This is a genomic window from Chryseobacterium sp., assembly GCF_008831505.1.
In the GTDB taxonomy this organism is placed as follows: Bacteria; Bacteroidota; Bacteroidia; order Flavobacteriales; family Weeksellaceae; genus Marnyiella.
In genome coordinates this window covers 314,860-331,448 of the sequence record NZ_CP044507.1, presented here as the reverse complement: position 1 = coordinate 331,448, position 16,589 = coordinate 314,860, and the positions used below count along the sequence as shown (strand labels likewise).

Annotated in this window: 19 protein-coding genes and 1 pseudogene; 10 read left to right on the top strand and 10 right to left on the bottom strand. The window is 42.5% G+C overall.

Features of this window, described 5'->3' with window-relative positions:
• Window positions 1-131: 131 nt before the first annotated feature.
• The 5 genes from F7R58_RS01550 to rpsL all read right to left on the bottom strand — a co-directional run bounded on the left by F7R58_RS01550 (window position 132) and on the right by rpsL (window position 4,941).
• Window positions 132-917 (bottom strand): GLPGLI family protein, encoded by a 786-nt coding sequence (locus F7R58_RS01550; protein ID WP_158063218.1) that lies wholly within the window; start codon window positions 915-917, stop codon window positions 132-134.
• A gap of 564 nt (window positions 918-1,481) precedes the next feature.
• The gene (gene rpsJ / locus F7R58_RS01545; protein ID WP_002661363.1) at window positions 1,482-1,787 is read right to left on the bottom strand and encodes a 30S ribosomal protein S10; all 306 of its coding nucleotides are present in this window, start codon (window positions 1,785-1,787) and stop codon (window positions 1,482-1,484) included.
• A gap of 114 nt (window positions 1,788-1,901) precedes the next feature.
• Window positions 1,902-4,019 (bottom strand): elongation factor G, encoded by a 2,118-nt coding sequence (fusA, locus tag F7R58_RS01540; RefSeq protein WP_158063217.1) that lies wholly within the window; start codon window positions 4,017-4,019, stop codon window positions 1,902-1,904.
• 6 nt (window positions 4,020-4,025) lie between these two features.
• Window positions 4,026-4,502, bottom strand: a complete 477-nt coding sequence (rpsG, locus tag F7R58_RS01535) for a 30S ribosomal protein S7 (RefSeq protein WP_158063216.1) — start codon at window positions 4,500-4,502, stop codon at window positions 4,026-4,028.
• A gap of 25 nt (window positions 4,503-4,527) precedes the next feature.
• Window positions 4,528-4,941: a 30S ribosomal protein S12 gene (gene rpsL, locus F7R58_RS01530; RefSeq protein ID WP_158063215.1), complete on the bottom strand. Its 414-nt coding sequence runs from the start codon at window positions 4,939-4,941 to the stop codon at window positions 4,528-4,530.
• Between the two features lie 242 nt (window positions 4,942-5,183).
• Between rpsL and F7R58_RS01525 the strand changes: the two genes are divergently transcribed.
• The 8 genes and pseudogenes from F7R58_RS01525 to F7R58_RS01495 all read left to right on the top strand — a co-directional run bounded on the left by F7R58_RS01525 (window position 5,184) and on the right by F7R58_RS01495 (window position 11,806).
• The gene (locus F7R58_RS01525) at window positions 5,184-5,660 is read left to right on the top strand and encodes a Dps family protein (protein WP_158063214.1); all 477 of its coding nucleotides are present in this window, start codon (window positions 5,184-5,186) and stop codon (window positions 5,658-5,660) included.
• Between the two features lie 82 nt (window positions 5,661-5,742).
• Complete coding sequence (pncB, locus tag F7R58_RS01520) at window positions 5,743-6,924, top strand: nicotinate phosphoribosyltransferase (protein ID WP_158063213.1); 1,182 nt, start codon at window positions 5,743-5,745, stop codon at window positions 6,922-6,924.
• A gap of 16 nt (window positions 6,925-6,940) precedes the next feature.
• Window positions 6,941-7,339 (top strand): FAD-dependent oxidoreductase, encoded by a 399-nt coding sequence (locus tag F7R58_RS13080; protein WP_262714090.1) that lies wholly within the window; start codon window positions 6,941-6,943, stop codon window positions 7,337-7,339.
• Window positions 7,305-8,147 (top strand): NAD(P)/FAD-dependent oxidoreductase, encoded by an 843-nt coding sequence (locus F7R58_RS01515; protein WP_262714089.1) that lies wholly within the window; start codon window positions 7,305-7,307, stop codon window positions 8,145-8,147. The genes F7R58_RS13080 and F7R58_RS01515 overlap by 35 nt, the downstream gene beginning before the upstream one ends.
• Before the next feature lie 100 nt (window positions 8,148-8,247).
• A complete protein-coding gene (locus tag F7R58_RS01510; RefSeq protein ID WP_158063212.1) occupies window positions 8,248-8,664 on the top strand; it encodes a YciI family protein in 417 nt (138 codons plus the stop codon).
• 56 nt (window positions 8,665-8,720) lie between these two features.
• On the top strand, window positions 8,721-9,482 hold the full coding sequence (locus F7R58_RS01505) for a DUF5995 family protein (RefSeq protein WP_158063211.1): 762 nt from the start codon (window positions 8,721-8,723) through the stop codon (window positions 9,480-9,482).
• 52 nt (window positions 9,483-9,534) lie between these two features.
• A pseudogene (gene rmuC / locus F7R58_RS01500) lies at window positions 9,535-11,040 on the top strand (DNA recombination protein RmuC).
• Window positions 11,033-11,806 carry a TrmH family RNA methyltransferase gene (locus F7R58_RS01495; protein ID WP_158065340.1) on the top strand — a complete coding sequence of 258 codons (774 nt, stop codon included), beginning with the start codon at window positions 11,033-11,035 and terminating at the stop codon, window positions 11,804-11,806. Before rmuC ends, F7R58_RS01495 begins: the two are co-directional and overlap by 8 nt.
• A gap of 51 nt (window positions 11,807-11,857) precedes the next feature.
• Here F7R58_RS01495 and F7R58_RS01490 read toward each other — a convergent pair whose 3' ends face one another.
• Window positions 11,858-12,070: a hypothetical protein gene (locus F7R58_RS01490; protein ID WP_158063210.1), complete on the bottom strand. Its 213-nt coding sequence runs from the start codon at window positions 12,068-12,070 to the stop codon at window positions 11,858-11,860.
• A 108-nt stretch (window positions 12,071-12,178) separates the two neighbouring features.
• A complete protein-coding gene (locus tag F7R58_RS01485) occupies window positions 12,179-12,517 on the bottom strand; it encodes a hypothetical protein (RefSeq protein ID WP_158063209.1) in 339 nt (112 codons plus the stop codon).
• 197 nt (window positions 12,518-12,714) lie between these two features.
• Between F7R58_RS01485 and F7R58_RS01480 the strand changes: the two genes are divergently transcribed.
• Window positions 12,715-13,872: a hypothetical protein gene (locus F7R58_RS01480; RefSeq protein ID WP_158063208.1), complete on the top strand. Its 1,158-nt coding sequence runs from the start codon at window positions 12,715-12,717 to the stop codon at window positions 13,870-13,872.
• Complete coding sequence (locus tag F7R58_RS01475) at window positions 13,856-14,437, top strand: hypothetical protein (RefSeq protein ID WP_158063207.1); 582 nt, start codon at window positions 13,856-13,858, stop codon at window positions 14,435-14,437. Before F7R58_RS01480 ends, F7R58_RS01475 begins: the two co-directional genes overlap by 17 nt.
• Here the strand turns inward: F7R58_RS01475 and F7R58_RS01470 are convergent.
• Genes F7R58_RS01470 through F7R58_RS01460 form a run of 3 tightly spaced genes read right to left on the bottom strand, consistent with a single transcriptional unit; the run spans window position 14,389 to window position 16,472 of the window.
• Window positions 14,389-14,961 carry a 5-formyltetrahydrofolate cyclo-ligase gene (locus F7R58_RS01470; RefSeq protein WP_158063206.1) on the bottom strand — a complete coding sequence of 191 codons (573 nt, stop codon included), beginning with the start codon at window positions 14,959-14,961 and terminating at the stop codon, window positions 14,389-14,391. The genes F7R58_RS01475 and F7R58_RS01470 overlap by 49 nt on opposite strands.
• Window positions 14,962-14,964: 3 nt before the next feature.
• Window positions 14,965-15,195, bottom strand: coding sequence for a ferredoxin (locus F7R58_RS01465; protein WP_158063205.1), 231 nt, complete (start codon window positions 15,193-15,195; stop codon window positions 14,965-14,967).
• Window positions 15,196-15,227: 32 nt separating this feature from the next.
• Entirely contained in the window at window positions 15,228-16,472 is a 1,245-nt protein-coding gene (locus F7R58_RS01460) for a peptidase U32 family protein (protein WP_158063204.1), read from the bottom strand.
• Window positions 16,473-16,589 lie beyond the last annotated feature (117 nt).

Below are 16,589 nucleotides of genomic sequence, written 5' to 3'. Positions count from 1 at the left end.
ATAATCTTTTAATGACTTCTCCCGTAAACAGCAAAAAATCCGCTTCCCAAAGGAAACGGAATTTTCGTAAGGAAGAAGTTGCGGACGGCTATCCACAGACCAATAATGATCTAAGAAAAATTTTAACTTTATCAGTAAATTTGGTTATTGTAAGATTTATGCATCGTATTTACTCGCTCGCGTTGATTTGCCGGGATCCTTAGTCGGGTTGCACTTTCAAAAACACCGACAGGGTCATTATAAAAGTTTGCTCTAGCCCTTGAAAATTTCTCATAAGTTGTCCCGATTGCGGAAGGTATAACTATTGATTTTGAAACTCTATTCACCGCTGCTAATGTAAAAACGTAGAAGCGTTGCGAATCGTAAACTTCAAGTATTAACCCTGGCAAACCCTTAAAGACATAGGGTCCTACATTAAAAGGCAGGTCCTTTGCAAACCACGCCACATAATTCCTTCCGTTGAAGCTGGCTTTTGCACTGTTACATCTATATCCACCAATCATTTTAGTTTCCTCTAAGATCTCCCAAACAATCTGTTTTTCCAAAGGGAAGCTGTAAACAGTCTTCATCAGTTCATCGTACACAGTAACGTCTGGTCCGGACTTGTATGTTTCAGGTTTAAATTTTGCGGGCGGATATTTTCCAATGTTGATAATAGCGCGGCCACCTTTCGCTTCAGCTACACTACGTGTAACCTCCGCATCCGTCAGGGAATCATATTTTGCCTTTTGTAAACGTTTAAATGAAGAAACCTCATTACCGATCAACAAAGAAGTAAGCTCCTGTTGACTGCTGTTCACATTGGTACTGTCACTAAGGAAAGTAACAAGATACTTAACTTCAATAGTTGATCTTGTTTCCTGCGAATATAAAATGCCGGTGCCGAAAAACACACACAACAAAAAAACCTTCAACATAAAAATTACATAAAATTTTAGTTATAATCAATTGAGGGGTCCATAGGTCCAGTCCCAAAGCCTCTACCGCAGATCATTTCAGTAAGTAATTGACCATTCTTAACCATGCAGTTCTTGGCATCTTGAAAGGTAGGAGTACCAGTCCCCTCTCCCCAACAAACAATATCTGATTCGACTTAATCTGTACACCTGATATACATTCCATAGCTCAGACAGCCTCCATTATTTTCATCTGCAAAATCATTGAAATCCACAACCGACCGCGAGGCGAATACAGAACTAGTTGCCATCAAAAAAATAGCCATAGATAAACACTTTTTCATAATACATTGTTTTTGTTTGTTAATGTATCACGAAACTGAAACTAAAACTAAAACTATGCAAGTTATTTATAAATAAAACCATTATATTAACCTATTTATAATCAATCTAAACATATTATGCTACCAATACAAATCGGTCTTACAAAAAAATCCGCTTCCCAAAGGAAACGGATTCGTTATCATAGCAAAGGAGCTTTTGGCTGTTGGCTGTTAGCAATAGGCTAAAAGCAAGCCGCCAAAATCACACTTTAATTTCTACGTCAACTCCTGAAGGAAGCTCTAATTTCATTAGGGCATCTACAGTTTTGGAAGAAGAGGAGTAAATGTCCATCAGCCTTTTGTGGGCTGAAAGCTGGAACTGCTCTCTTGCTTTCTTGTTTACGTGAGGCGAACGGAGAACTGTAAAGATTCTTTTGTTCGTAGGCAATGGGATCGGACCGTTTACTACAGCACCGGTAGCCTTTACCGTTTTTACGATCTTCTCAGCAGATTTATCTACCAAATTGTAATCGTAAGATTTTAATTTTATTCTGATTCTTTGTGACATTTTATTTTATGCTTTATGCAGTAAGCAATATGCTATATGTTCACTGCTTTGAAATTAAAAATTTGTACTAATTATAATCGCTTGCAGCTTGATAGCTTAAAGCTTACAGCTTGGTTAACCTTTTGCTTTTGCAATGATCTCTTCAGCAACGTTGGTTGGAGCAGCTTCGTATCTTTCAAACTCCATGGAAGAGCTAGCTCTACCGGAAGAAAGTGTTCTAAGCGTTGTAACGTATCCGAACATTTCAGAAAGCGGCACGAAACCTTTGATAACTTTTGCATTGTTTCTGTCGTCCATACCGTTTACAGTACCACGTCTTTTGTTAAGGTCACCTACGATATCACCCATGTACTCCTCAGGAGTTACCACTTCAATCTTCATAATAGGCTCCATGATCACAGGCTTCGCTTTTTTACCAGCTTCCTTGAAACCAAGCTTCGCAGCAAGTTCAAAAGAAAGTTGGTCAGAATCCACCGCGTGGAAGGATCCGTCTTTAAGCGTCACTTTAATACCTTCAACTTCAAATCCGGCCAAAGGTCCGTTTTTCATCGCTTCTTTGAAACCTTTCTCTACAGAAGGGATAAATTCCTTAGGAATGTTACCACCTTTAATCTCGTTGATGAATTCAAGACCTGGCTTGTTGTCATCAGCCGGAGAAAGTTCGAATACGATATCAGCAAATTTACCACGTCCACCGGATTGTTTTTTGTAAACTTCTCTGTGGTTTGCAGTCATGGTAAGGTTTTCCTTGTACTCTACCTGAGGTTGTCCCTGGTTTACTTCAACCTTGAACTCTCTTCTCATACGGTCCACAATAATGTCCAGGTGAAGTTCACCCATACCGGAGATAATCGTCTGTCCTGAAGCTTCGTCAGTTTTAACCTGGAAAGTAGGATCTTCCTCAGCAAGTTTAGCCAAAGCGTTACCCATTTTATCCTGGTCAGCCTTGGTTTTTGGCTCAACAGCGATACCGATTACCGGATCCGGGAACACCATAGATTCAAGAACGATTGGGTGTTTCTCGTCGCAAAGTGTATCACCGGTCTTAATGGATTTAAATCCAACCGCTGCACCAATATCTCCAGCCTCAATAAATTCGATTGGCTCCTGCTTGTTAGCGTGCATCTGGAAGATACGGGAGATTCTCTCTTTACTGTTTGATCTTGTATTAAGAACGTAAGAACCGGCATCCAGTCTTCCTGAATAAGCTCTGAAGAATGCCAGACGTCCTACGAAGGGGTCGGTAGCGATCTTGAACGCCAATGCTGCGAAAGGTTCAGAAACGGAAGGCTTTCTTGAGATAGGCTCGTCGGTTCTTGGATCTGTTCCGTCTATCGCTTCCTTGTCCATTGGTGAAGGAAGGTAACGGCAAACAGCATCCAGCATGAACTGTACACCTTTGTTTTTGAATGAAGAACCGCAAGTCATTGGAATGATGCTCATATCCAAAGTTGCTGCTCTAAGTGCGGAGTGAATTTCTTCTTCAGTGATGGAATTTTCGTCTTCCATGAATTTCTCAAGAAGGTTCTCATCGTACGCAGCGATCTCTTCGATCAACTGAGCTCTGAACTGCTTCACTTCGTCCATCATTTCCGCAGGGATGTCTACGATGTCAAAAGTAGAACCATGATTATCATCGTGCCATACAATCGCACGGTTTTTAACCAAATCTACCACACCTTTGAAATCTGCCTCATCACCAATTGGAAGTACGATTGGCACCGCATTGGAACCAAGCATTTCTTTCACCTGCTTACAAACATTCAGGAAGTCAGCACCCTGACGGTCCATCTTGTTCACAAAGCCCATACGTGCAACTTTGTAATTGTCTGCAAGTCTCCAGTTGGTTTCAGACTGAGGTTCCACACCGTCTACAGCGGAGAAAAGGAATACTAGTCCATCCAGTACACGAAGCGAACGGTTTACCTCAACGGTAAAGTCCACGTGCCCCGGGGTATCGATGATATTGAAATGATAGTTTTTCGCATCGGGAAGTGGCTTACCCTGCTCAGTTGGGAATTTCCAGTCTACGGTTACTGCTGCAGATGTAATTGTGATCCCTCTTTCAGCTTCCTGCTCCATCCAGTCGGTAGTTGCTCCACCTTCGTGAGTTTCCCCAATCTTATGGTTTTTACCGGAGTAAAATAAAATCCTTTCTGTAGTGGTGGTTTTCCCTGCGTCAATATGCGCAGCGATACCGATGTTTCTTGTTAGTGTAAGATCTCTTGCCATTTCAGATTAGAATTTAAAGTGTGAAAATGCCTTGTTTGCTTCAGCCATTCTGTGAGTGTCTGTTTTCTTTTTATAAGCAGCACCTTCTTCTCTGGACGCAGCGATAACTTCAGCCGCCAGCTTTTGAGCCATAGACTTGTCGTTTCTTGCTTTAGAGTATTTAATTAACCACTTCATCGCCATAGAAATTTTTCTGTCGGCTCTGATGGGCATTGGGATCTGAAAGTTAGCACCACCAATTCTTCTGGAACGAACCTCAACGTGAGGCATCACGTTGGTAAGTGCATCTTTCCAGATTTCCAGGGCAGTCTTTTCAGTTTCACCTTTTTTTGCTTCTACAAGCTCAAGCGCATCGTAGAAAATTTTGAATGCAATTGACTTCTTACCGTCAAGCATCAGGTTATTTACAAATCTTGTTACCAGCTGATCATTAAACTTTGGATCCGGTAACAACGGTCTTTTTTTTGCTTTCGTCTTTCTCATTGTTCTGTACCTTAAACTTTAATGATTACTTCTTTTTACCTTTTGCTGGTGCAGCAGCTGCCTGACCTGGTTTTGGTCTCTTAGCTCCGTACTTGGATCTTCTCTGAGTTCTTCCACTCACACCTGCAGTGTCTAAAGCACCTCTTACAATGTGATAACGTACTCCCGGTAGGTCTTTCACCCTTCCGCCTCTCACCAATACTATCGAGTGCTCCTGAAGATTATGTCCTTCGCCCGGGATGTAGGCGTTGATCTCCTTCCCGTTAGAAAGTCTTACCCTTGCTACTTTTCTAAGTGCAGAGTTAGGTTTCTTTGGGGTAGTGGTGTATACTCTCGTACAAACACCGCGTCTTTGTGGACAAGAATCAAGGGCAGCCGATTTGCTCTTCTTGGCAAGCGTGGCTCTTCCTTTTCTTACTAATTGTTGAATAGTAGGCATTTAATTGCTTTTTATTTTAGGGTGCAAAAATAGAAATAAATATTCAACCTACAAACACTGATTTATAATTAATTACAAATTATAATCAACATGAAGCTTGGATTACGACTATTCACTCATTAAACTGTTACAAGATAAGCCCGGGAAACCGTAATTATGGCTTGACCCCGCCTAGACACAAGAGTTGGTTAGCACAGAATTTGCATCCTCTGTTTACATTAAAAATCTTTAAAAAAAATATTATGAACAATCCTGACATCATCGGGCTGGAAAAAACCGACATTAATCCTATTGCAGAAAAACTGAATGAATTGCTGGCCAACTACTCGGTATTTTATCAGAACACCAGAGGAGCCCACTGGAACATCAAGGGCAGTGATTTTTTCACCCTTCATCCAAAATTTGAAGAACTTTATGATAATCTGGTTCTTAAAATCGACGAAATTGCGGAAAGGATTCTGACACTGGGCGCCACTCCCAAACACAACTATTCAGATTACCTCACTATTTCGACAATCAAAGAAAGCAACGAAGTCTCGGACGGCAATAAATGTGTTCAAAACATCCTGGCATCATTTAAAATCCTCATTGATATGCAGAGAGAACTTCTGGACATGACAGAAAAAGCAGGTGACGAGGGAACCAACTCACAGATGAGTGATTATATAACGGAGCAGGAAAAAGAGGTATGGATGTACAATTCCTTCCTCGGCAAGTAATCTCCTCTTCCTTCACAATAAAATCGCCTTATTACAGGGCGATTTTTCTTTGGATTATCTACATTTGTTAATATTTATCAGTATGACAAATTCTGTACGGCTGCGCTCCCTACTAGATAACGACTTCTATAAAATTACCATGCAGAATGCGGTGGTGAAGCTGTTCCCAAATGAAAGGGTTAGATATCGGTTTATTAACCGCGGCAACCATCACTTCCCTGAGGGTTTTGATGCCGAACTCCGGAAAGCCGTAGATGCGATGGCTGAACTGAAACTAACACGCGAAGAAAAAGACTACCTCCGGATTACCTGTCCTTATCTGGACCTTCCCTATCTCGATTTCCTGGGCGGCTACCATTATGATCCGTCGGAAGTTCACATCCGGCAGCAGGGCAGTGATCTGGAAGTCACTGTAGAAGGCCAATGGTACCGCACCATCCTTTGGGAGGTCCCGTTGCTGGCGCTTATTTCTGAACTGCATTATGAGCTGAACAAGATGGAGCGTGAGGCTGATGACACCGTGCAGCAGAAAGCATTACTGAAGGTGGAGGGACTGGAAAGGCTACAGGTAAAATATGCCGAATTCGGTACACGGCGCCGGCATTCGTATAAAGTGCATGACCTTGTCATGAACGCGCTTACCCGTAACAGCAGCAGCGGATTTACGGGATCCTCAAATGTGCATTTCGCAATGAAATACGGCGTAAAGCCTATTGGCACTCATGCTCATGAATGGTTTATGTTTCATGCAGCAGAATATGGTTTCAAGATGGCCAATGCGGTCTCACTGGAACATTGGGTGGACGTATACCGTGGCGACCTTGGCGTAGCCCTGTCCGATACTTATACTACGGAAGTTTTCTTCAGCCAGTTTGATAAGAAATTTGCCAAACTTTTTGACGGGGTACGTCATGACAGTGGCGATCCAATTGAATTTGCAGAAAAAACCATTGCCCATTACAACAAACATGGCATCAACCCGCTGTTTAAATATATTATTTTTTCAGACGGGCTCGATATGGACAAAGTTGCTGAAATTACCCAGGCCTGCAGGGGCAAAATAGGGATTTCGTTCGGAATCGGTACCAATCTTACAAATGATGCGGGTGTAAAGCCCATGAATATCGTGATGAAGCTGACAGGTGTAAAATCCCAAAGCGGCGATTGGGTACCCACAGTGAAACTTTCAGATGAACCTGGAAAGCATACCGGCGAATTACGGATGATTAATTTAGCGAAAGAATTTTTAAATATAACTGGCTAATACCATTAATCACGCAATGAATCTTAAAACTTCAGAACCATTTTGGCTGGTAAAAAACGGCATTATCAATTCCTATCCTTCCCTGCGTGAAAACCATGAAACAGAAATCCTTGTGGTAGGCAGCGGAATTACGGGCAGCCTTATTGCTCACCAATGTATTTCAGACGGTTACGAAACCACGCTGATTGACCGCCGTGAAGTTGCTAACGGGAGCACCTCTGCAACCACATCCATGCTGCAGTACGAAATAGACACCCCCCTGTGCGAGCTCAAGGAAATGATTGGTGAGAAAGGTGCGGTGCAAAGCTACTGGGCGTGTTATCATTCTATCGATAAGTTGGCTGAAATTTCAAAAAATATAAAATCCAAAGCCGGTTTTTATGAAAAAGAAGTCGCTCTACTTTGCCGCATATAAAAAGGATCTTCCAGATTTAAAGAAAGAATTTAACGCCCGTGAAATGCATGATTTTCCGGTAAAATGGCTGGAAGCGGCAGAAATTGAAAAATTATACGGACTTAAGAGCAGCTTTGGAGGAATCCTCTCAGATCAGGGCGGAAGCATGGACGCATTTCAGTTCTCGCATGATCTTCTTAACTTTAACCAAAAAAAAGGTTTAAAAATTTTCGACAAGACCAATATTAAAAGTGTTGTCTATAAAAAGTCCGGAATAAAAGCTACTACAGAGTTTGGCAATACTATCTCAGCAAAAAAAATCATTTATTGTAACGGCTTTGAAAGTGTAGAGGTGGTAAAGGATGATTTTGTTAAACTCCTTTCTACATATGCTCTTGTAAGTGAACAGAGTTCCCGGTTGCCACCTAAGTTTGAAAGTATGTTATTTTGGAATACCTCCTCGCCCTATCACTATCTCCGAAGTACCGACGATGGGCGTATTTTAGTGGGAGGAGAGGATGAAGAGTTTATAAATAAGGAAAAAAGGGATCGGCTTCTGGACATAAAGTCAAAAAAGCTAAGAAACTATGTTAAAAAACTACTCCCCGATTTTGACTTCAGGCCAGATTTTACCTGGGCCGGTATTTTCGGCGAAACGAAAGATGGATTACCTTATATTGGCGAACATCCCAAATTTCCGGGCGCTTATTTTGTTTTAGGATTCGGCGGAAATGGGATTACCTTTTCAGTTATAGGCATGGAAATGCTTTCTGTTCATCTTAAGGGAGGCAGCCACGAATTGGAGGAATTTTTTCGTTTCAGCAGATAAAGCATATTAACCAAATTCAGAAAATATGAAGGTTTCCGTTTTATGTATTTTAATCATAATTTTATCCTCCTGCGCTGTAAAGAGTGCAAAAGAAGAAGGTATGTCCGGTAAATCTGAAATGAAATTCGATCAGAAACTGGCAGATTCCCTGGGTGCAGATGAAAGGGGAATGCGATCCTATATGTTAATCATCCTGAAAACCGGTCCGCAGGATGCCTTGATCACCGATAAGAAGCAGCGCGAAGAACTTTTTAAAGGACACTTCTCCAACATGAATGAAATGGAGAAGACCGGAAAGCTGAAGTTGGCAGGACCTTTCGCCACTAAGAACAACCTGGGCTACCGTGGCATTTTCCTGCTTGATGTAAAAACAGAAGCTGAAGCAAGGGATCTTCTGCAAAATGACCCTACCGTAAAGACAGGAATATTTAATGTGGAAATCCTCCCCTGGTATGGATCGGCTGCCATTCCTATGCATCTGCAGTATCATAAGAAAATAGCAAAAGATAGCCCTTAGGTGACATTCTTATTTTCTGAACCGGCATTTTTGAATCCATTTAAAGATTTCCTGTAATGAAAAATTTCACTTCAATAGAACAGGTACTCGGAAAGCTTGATGAAATCATTGACGATTGCAGGAAAAAGCAGAGTCCGAACGGATATTTTGCGTGTACCTACCGAAGTATGACCATTGCTGTGCTGAAGGGTGTGCAGAGAAAAGAATTTGAAGATCCGGCCCGAATGGTAAGACTGGACCTGGCGTTTGCGGGCAGGTATTTTGAAGCCTATGAGCAATATAAAAAGAGATTGAAATGCAGCAATTCATGGCATACCGCATTTGAAGCGGCCAAAGACCCACGGTTGCTTATCATGCAGCATATTGTATTAGGTATCAATGCTCACATCAACCTTGACCTGGGTGTTGCGGCAGCATCCATCATGCCCTACCGCAAAATCAATCCGCTGAAAAATGATTTCAATAAAATTAACACCGTCATTGCGTCCATCAATCAAAAAGTGCAGGAATCACTGAGTGAAATATGTTATCCGGTAGAAGTACTGGATAAGCTGTCACAGGGAAATGATAACCGCATGCTGGACTTTGCCATTTCAAAGGCCCGCCAAACTTCATGGGCTGCCGCCACAGTGCTTTCCAATTCCTCATCCTTTATTAGGCCTACCCTTGTACGCATCGTGGATCACGCTGCGGCACAAATTGCAACAAATATCATTACATCCCCAAGGACGCCGAAACACATCCTGGCTAAACTGAAAGCGTGCGAAAGCAGCAACGTAGCCCGGAATATTGATGTGCTTTATGCCACCCCCGTCTGAATAAAGACTGTGCTGTACTCCGAATACCCATTTTTCTTTTTACTTTTGAAAAATGGAAATTACATCACTGATAATTGGTCTTATCTGCGGTGCAGGTGCGGGGGCAGTGATCGCCTACTTTATGCTGAAGTCCACCCATGTATCAAGGCAGGTTAATGATGAATTAAACACAAACTTCATCCGCACACAAGCTGATTTAAAAAATTCCGAAAAGAAAATACAGGAACTGGACGAAGCGTTTCAAACCGAAAAGGCGGCAAACCAAAAATTTACAGAGGAGATCTCTTCCCTCCGGAACAGCTTGGCAACAGTATCCGCGGAGAACAAACGCACCGAAAGCCAACTTAATGAAATGCGGGAAATCCATCTTAAGCTCAACCAACAGATTGAAGCCCTTTTTCATGAAAAACAGGAAATGTTTGGCAGAAATGCCGAACTGACTGCCAATAACGACAGCCTGCAGCTGTCATTAACAAACCAGAAAGCGGAGATTGAGCGGATACAGGAATTGGCTAAAAACGAGTTTAAAAATCTGGCCAATGAAATTCTGGAGGAGAAATCCAGAAAATTCACCGATGCCAACAGGGAAAATCTTGACGTATTGCTGAAACCACTGGGGGAAAACCTGGAAACCTTTAAAAAACGTGTGAATGAAGTCTACGAAAATGAAGCACGTGAAAGGTTCTCATTGAACAATACTATTAAACTTATGCTGGAGCAAACCTCTAAGGTCAGTCAGGAGGCCAATAATCTTGCTGCAGCGCTTAAAGGTCAGACAAAAACACAGGGAAATTGGGGCGAAATGATCCTGGAAAGAATTCTGGAGGATTCCGGACTCTGCAAAGACAGGGAATACTTTTCGCAATATCATATAAGGACAGAGAGTGGCGAAAGTCAGCGGCCTGATTTTGTACTGAAATTACCCGGAAACCAGATAGTCATCATAGATTCCAAAGTATCGCTTAATGCTTATGAGAGAATGTGCTCCGCAGAAACCGACGAAGACCGGCAGCTTAATCTGAATATGCACATCGGAGCTATTAAAAAACATGTAGATACCCTCGCAAATAAACGGTATGATAATCTGAAAGAGGCGCTTGACTTCACCATCATGTTCATACCGGTAGAACCTGCCTTTCTTACCGCAGTACAGTACGATACGCAGCTTTGGAACTACGCTTAATATAAACATATAATACTGCTGAGCCCTACCAATTTAATAGCCTACCTAAAACTCATATCCGATGTCTGGAAGCGTGCAGACCAAAACAGGAATGCGGAGGAAATTGCACGGCAGGCAGCTGCGCTCTACGACAAGTTTGAAGGATTTGTTTCGGATCTGCTGAATGTAGGCAAGAAAATGGAGAGCGCTAAAGCAGATTACGAGAATGCCATGAAAAAACTTTCCACCGGTAATGGAAATCTGGTCCGTTCGGCAGATAAACTGAGGCAGCTGGGCGCAAAGCCTAAGAAAAAATTGCCGGCCCAGTTACTGGAAAGATCAGGCGTAGAGGAACCGGCAACTGCTGACCACGAAAATAATAATGAAAATGATTGAGAGCCTTCAGAACGAGAGAATAAAGAAACTTTCCAGGATAATTACTGACAACAGGTTTCGCAAAAAAGCGCGAATATTCGTTGTGGAAGGAAAACAGGAGAATGAGCGGGCCCTTCGTTTCGGGTACGAGGCAGAGGAGTTCTATATTGCGCAAAGCATATATAATGCGGAACCTCCAAGCGGGAAAGTTTGTGAGGTTTCCCCGAAGGTATATGAAAAACTTGCCTACCGCGGGAAAGCTGAAGGAATCATCGGACTCTACAGAGAAAAAGAATGCAGCCTTGAGGATTTTAACCCGTCGCCACAGTCATCAGTTATAGTTGTTGAATCACTGGAGAAACCCGGAAATCTGGGTGCGATACTGCGGAGCTGCGAAGCTTTTGGAATAGAAGCGCTACTGATTGCTGATCCCCGGTTAGATATTTATAATCCCAATGTGATAAGGTCCAGCGTAGGATGTCTCTTCGGCATGAATGTTTATCAAGCTGAAAAGGAAGAGATCCATTCTTTCATGAAAGACCGGGATTTCAAAATTTTCACAACTATAATGGATAGCAGCGCACGGGATATCCACACCCAGGATCTGAGCGGCAGAGCGGCGCTGGTGTTCGGCACCGAGCACTCAGGCCTCAGTACTTTTTGGCAAGGCAAAGGCAAGAATACCTTAATTCCCATGGCGGGCAGCATTGATTCCCTGAACCTCAGCAATGCCGTAGCCATATCCTGTTATGAAATCTTAAGACAGAAACTTCAGAAAAAGACATAAAAAAAACCGTTCTCAAAAAAGGAACGGTTCTTTGTTCGTTTGTGTAAACTATTAGTTAGTTACAGCAGCAGAATCAGTTACAGTAGCTTCTGGAGCAACAACAGCAGCAGAATCAGCAACAACTACAGCAGTATCAGTGATGATCGCAGCAGAGTCCATTTCTACAACAGTTGAATCAGCACCTGTAGTGTCAACAGTTTCAGTTTTCTTACAAGCAACTAGAGCTAATGTAGCGAATGCAGCTACGAATAATGACTTTTTCATAATGTATATTTAAATTAATTAATTGTTCTTTTTTTAATGCGTGCAAAAGTACACTTTATTTTTGAATTCCAAACCTAATATTTACAGGTTGAAATATTTTTTTTCAGATTACTTAGTTGCCTCTTTTACAGCGTCCTTAGCATCCTTAGCGGCACCGGCAGCACTTTCAGCAGCACCTTTAGCGGCTTCAGCAGCACCAGCAGCAGCGTCTTTAGCAACAGCAGCACCTTTTGATGTTGTAGCAGAAGCAGCGTCAGCAGCAGCATCCACAGTAACAGCAGCAGCTGAATCGATAACCTCTACAGCTGAATCAGCAACCATAGCAGCCGAATCTGTAGCAACTACAGCCATTGAGTCTGCAGAGTTGGTTGTATCTACTGTTTCTTTTTTATCGCACGCAACAAGAGCAAGGGCAGCGAAACCTGTGATTAAAAATGATTTTTTCATAATACTATTAAATTATTTGATTTGTTGTTTAAATTTACACTTTGTTGAAGACAACATGAGAGAATCATTCATTTTCAACACTACAAAGGTATAGGCATACGTAATTTTGTTGCAGAAAATTAATTGTATTATCTTTGTAAAACTGTTTTACAAAAAAGTAACTCTGATTATCAGCACCTTAACAAAAAGTAAAAAGATTGTCAAATATAGATCTATTGCATTTTGAGCAGCTGAAACTTGCTGTGCAGGCTCAGTATCTTAAGAATCACACACCTTCCCACGAAGATATATCCAAGTGGAAAGGTATAGATATCATCTATTTTCAGGAAGATCTCCGTCAGATTGCCAAAGGCAACATCAGCGAAAAGACCTTTTATACTTATTTCAAGACGGTGCCTGCAACTAAGCTGCCGCGCATTGACATGCTTAACCTTCTTAGTATTTACGCGGGTTTCGTTTCATGGCACGACTTCCGGAAAAACTGCAGCCTAGGTGATGAATCTCTCAACGAGGCAGCAGCTGTTTTGTCGCAGGAGGAGGAAAATCCCCAGGCCACACCAGCAGCAGAATCGGCACCTTCAATTGCTGAAAAAAGCGCCAGCAAAGAACCTAACCCTGTTATTTTACAAAAATCGGATACTGAAAATCAACCGGTTAAAGAAATCCGCCCCTCCTTCGATACGTACGATACGGAACAGATTCCACGTCGGAAATCCATCAGAAAATATCTTCTAGGTGCAGCAACGATCGTACTGGCTGTTCTGACCGGATTGCTGGCATTTGGAGATAAGATATTTGAGAGGACTTATATGTACTGTTTTTCTGACGCCGACCGGAATGCCTCTATACAGAATATGCTGGAGATCAAGGTGATTAAAGAAAACGAGTCTCCCATTATGTACAGAATTCCACCCGGTGAGTGCTTCCAGTATTCCACAAAAGACAAGGTGTTACGCATGGAAATTACCTCACCGTTTTATGAAAACCTGAGTGTAAACCGAAACCTGGAAACTGCGCCGCGTGAGGAAAATTTAGAACTGAAGCCGGACGACTATAAAATGGCCGTCTATTATTTCTCAAAAAAAGATATTTCCGGCAACCCGGATGAGGCGTTAACACTGATAAAACAAAAACGCAGCGAGCTTGAAAACCGTATAAGTGACAATGCCGTCATTTACCAGGTTTATGACAGTGACCTGTATGGGATAGAAACCCTGGATAAGCAGAAATACATCACTCTGGTGACCACTCCTACGACCTCGCTCCGAAACCTGTCAGTAATTGAGATGATTAGGGAAAAGGGAAAAATAGTGTCCATCAAATTTAAAATAAATGAAGATGAAGAAAATAATTAGGTTATTAATGATATTCGTAATTCTTCTGGCTGTAGCCTGTAAGAAAGAGCAGGCACCCAACCTGTCCCTGGAGCAGGTAAAATACAACAGTAACAAATCCAGCTACCCCTCTACAAAGATGGACAGCGCGCAGGCCATCAATAAGATTACCAAACAAAAGGTTCGGGAAGTATTGGAACTTTCTATTCTGTACAAAGCCGGAAAGCAGGATACTGATATCGATGCTGCACTTTATAAGCAAATTCTGGGTTATTTCTATAAACCCGACTCACTCACCGTCCACAACCTTCTTACAGAACTTGACAGCCTGAATGTTGGGAATGCGCGTATTGGCAACTTTGAAGTTACAGAACGCTATTTTAAGGAGGATACGCTGAATTTTGCCCGTTTTGACGTTCAGTACTTTGACCGCAACAACCGGCCCATCGGTAGTTTCCAGCGTGAAGCTCAGTATGTACTGGTTCCCGCTGAAATCAGATTTAAGAAAGAATTCAAGTTCTTTTTCCTGAATTTTTATCAGCAACCTATACTAAAAGACAGTATTTCATCAGGTGTAACCAGATAATCAAGAGGTACGTCCTCTTTTGTCAGATCGGCCACCGGTAATCCCGGCGCAAAGAATCCCACCCCCACCTTACTGCAGTTTGGCTCAAGGGTGGCGAAAAACCGGTCGTAGAAACCTTTCCCATAACCCACTCTGCCCCCACTTCGGTCACAATAAAGCAATGGGGTAATTATATAGTTGAAATCTTTTACCCTCGCATCCTTATTGGATTCCGGTTCACGTATACCCCAACTGTTCTGAATCATTTCGGTGTCCGGAAATATTTCAACGGAAATTATTTCGCCGTCCAACATCTTAGGAACGAACACACGTGCCCCTTTTTCCCAAAGCTCTTTGATGAACGGGGCGGTATGGACTTCATTGAATTTACTGATACTGATAAAAATATGGAATTTCTGACCGGCTGTAACCGGAAAAGCCTCACGGAAACGCGAAAAGATGCATTCGGAGGCTGATTTAACTTCCGTTTCAGTAAGCGCTTTTCTCTTTTCAAGATACAAAGTCCGTAATTCGTGCTTAGTCATAGGCTAAGTTATTTTCACAGAAATAATATTCACAGGGCAAGCTTTAGCCGCCTTTTCGCAGGGTTCCACCGCATCAACTGAGGGAGTTTTAAGAGTATAGAATCCTTTTTTATCTGCTGACTTCAACAGAACTGATTTTCCGTCTTTACGGGACATCCGGAAAAACTCCGGTGCAAACTCAGCACAGTAGTTACAGCCAATACATTTATCGCGCTGCAGCGTAACTATAATCATAGAATGCGTTTGATATTGATTTGCCCGGTCTGTTATGACTGAACGATCTTGTAGAGCTTATCACTTGGTCTTACCCTGAAATCGGTCTTAAAAGTAATTACATCGGATTTGGTTGCTTTGTCCGCTTCGGGTCTGGTATCCACCTGCATGGCCTCCAGTACCATTTCCTGTGAGCCCGTAGTTGGGCCCTGTATAAGAACCGTATCACCTACGTTCACATCATAAGCTTCAATAAGGAATTCCGCGATACTGGATTTTGGATAGAAATGTCTGCCTTTTCCAACGTATACTTTTTTCTGAGTCGCGCTGGATCCTGAATTGGAAGACCATTCACCCAATTCCTGTCCCAGGTAGTATCCGCTCCAGAAACCACGGTTATATACAGTTTCCAGCCGCTTCATCCAGTCCTCCACTTTTTCCTGAGTAAAAGTGCCGTCGGCTACTGCATCAATCGCTTCGCGGTAACATTTCGTCACGGTGGCTACATACTCGGGAGCACGGCCCCGGCCTTCAATCTTCAGCACCTGCACACCGGCATCAACGATATCATTAAGGAATCCAATGGTGCAAAGGTCCTTAGGCGACATCATATACTCATTATCAAGCTCAATCTCAAAGCCCGTTTCCTGATCGGTTACTGTATACTTTTTACGGCAGTTCTGTTTACAGGCTCCACGGTTGGCCGAGGAATTAGCTGAATGCAGGCTTAAGTAACATTTTCCGGAAACGGCCATACAAAGTGCGCCGTGACCAAAAATTTCAACTTCGACCAGATTGCCGGAAGGTCCGCGAACATCATCCTTCACGATTTGGTCACAGATTTTCTTGATCTGTGTGATGCTTAACTCACGGCTCATCACCATGGTATCTGCAAAGAGTGCATAGAATTTCACCGTCTCAATATTTGTAATATTGATCTGGGTAGAAATATGAACTTCGAGACCAATCTGGCGGGCATAAGAAATAACCGCCTGGTCCATTGCAATAACTGCTGTAAGGCCAGCCGACTTGGCTGTATCCAGAAGCGTCTTTATAATAGAAAGATCGTGGTCGTATATAATGGTATTAAGTGTAAGGTAGGTGCGCACGCCTTTTTCCCCACATCTGCGGGCAATTTCCGGCAAATCTCCCAGGGTGAAATTCATGGAAGCCCGGGCGCGCATATTAAGTTGTTCCACTCCAAAGTAAACAGAATCTGCTCCGTTATCAAGAGCTGCCTGAAGGGCAGTGAAGTCGCCGGCCGGCGCCATAAGTTCTATTTTACCGCTTTTTGTCATTTTTGTAATAAATTTTTGCAAAGATAAGCTATTTAAAAATGGCTCTAGAGGTCAAAATGACAGAACTTTAAACAGCCCTTCTGACCCAATCTTCAATAAAAGCAGGCAAATCCCTTA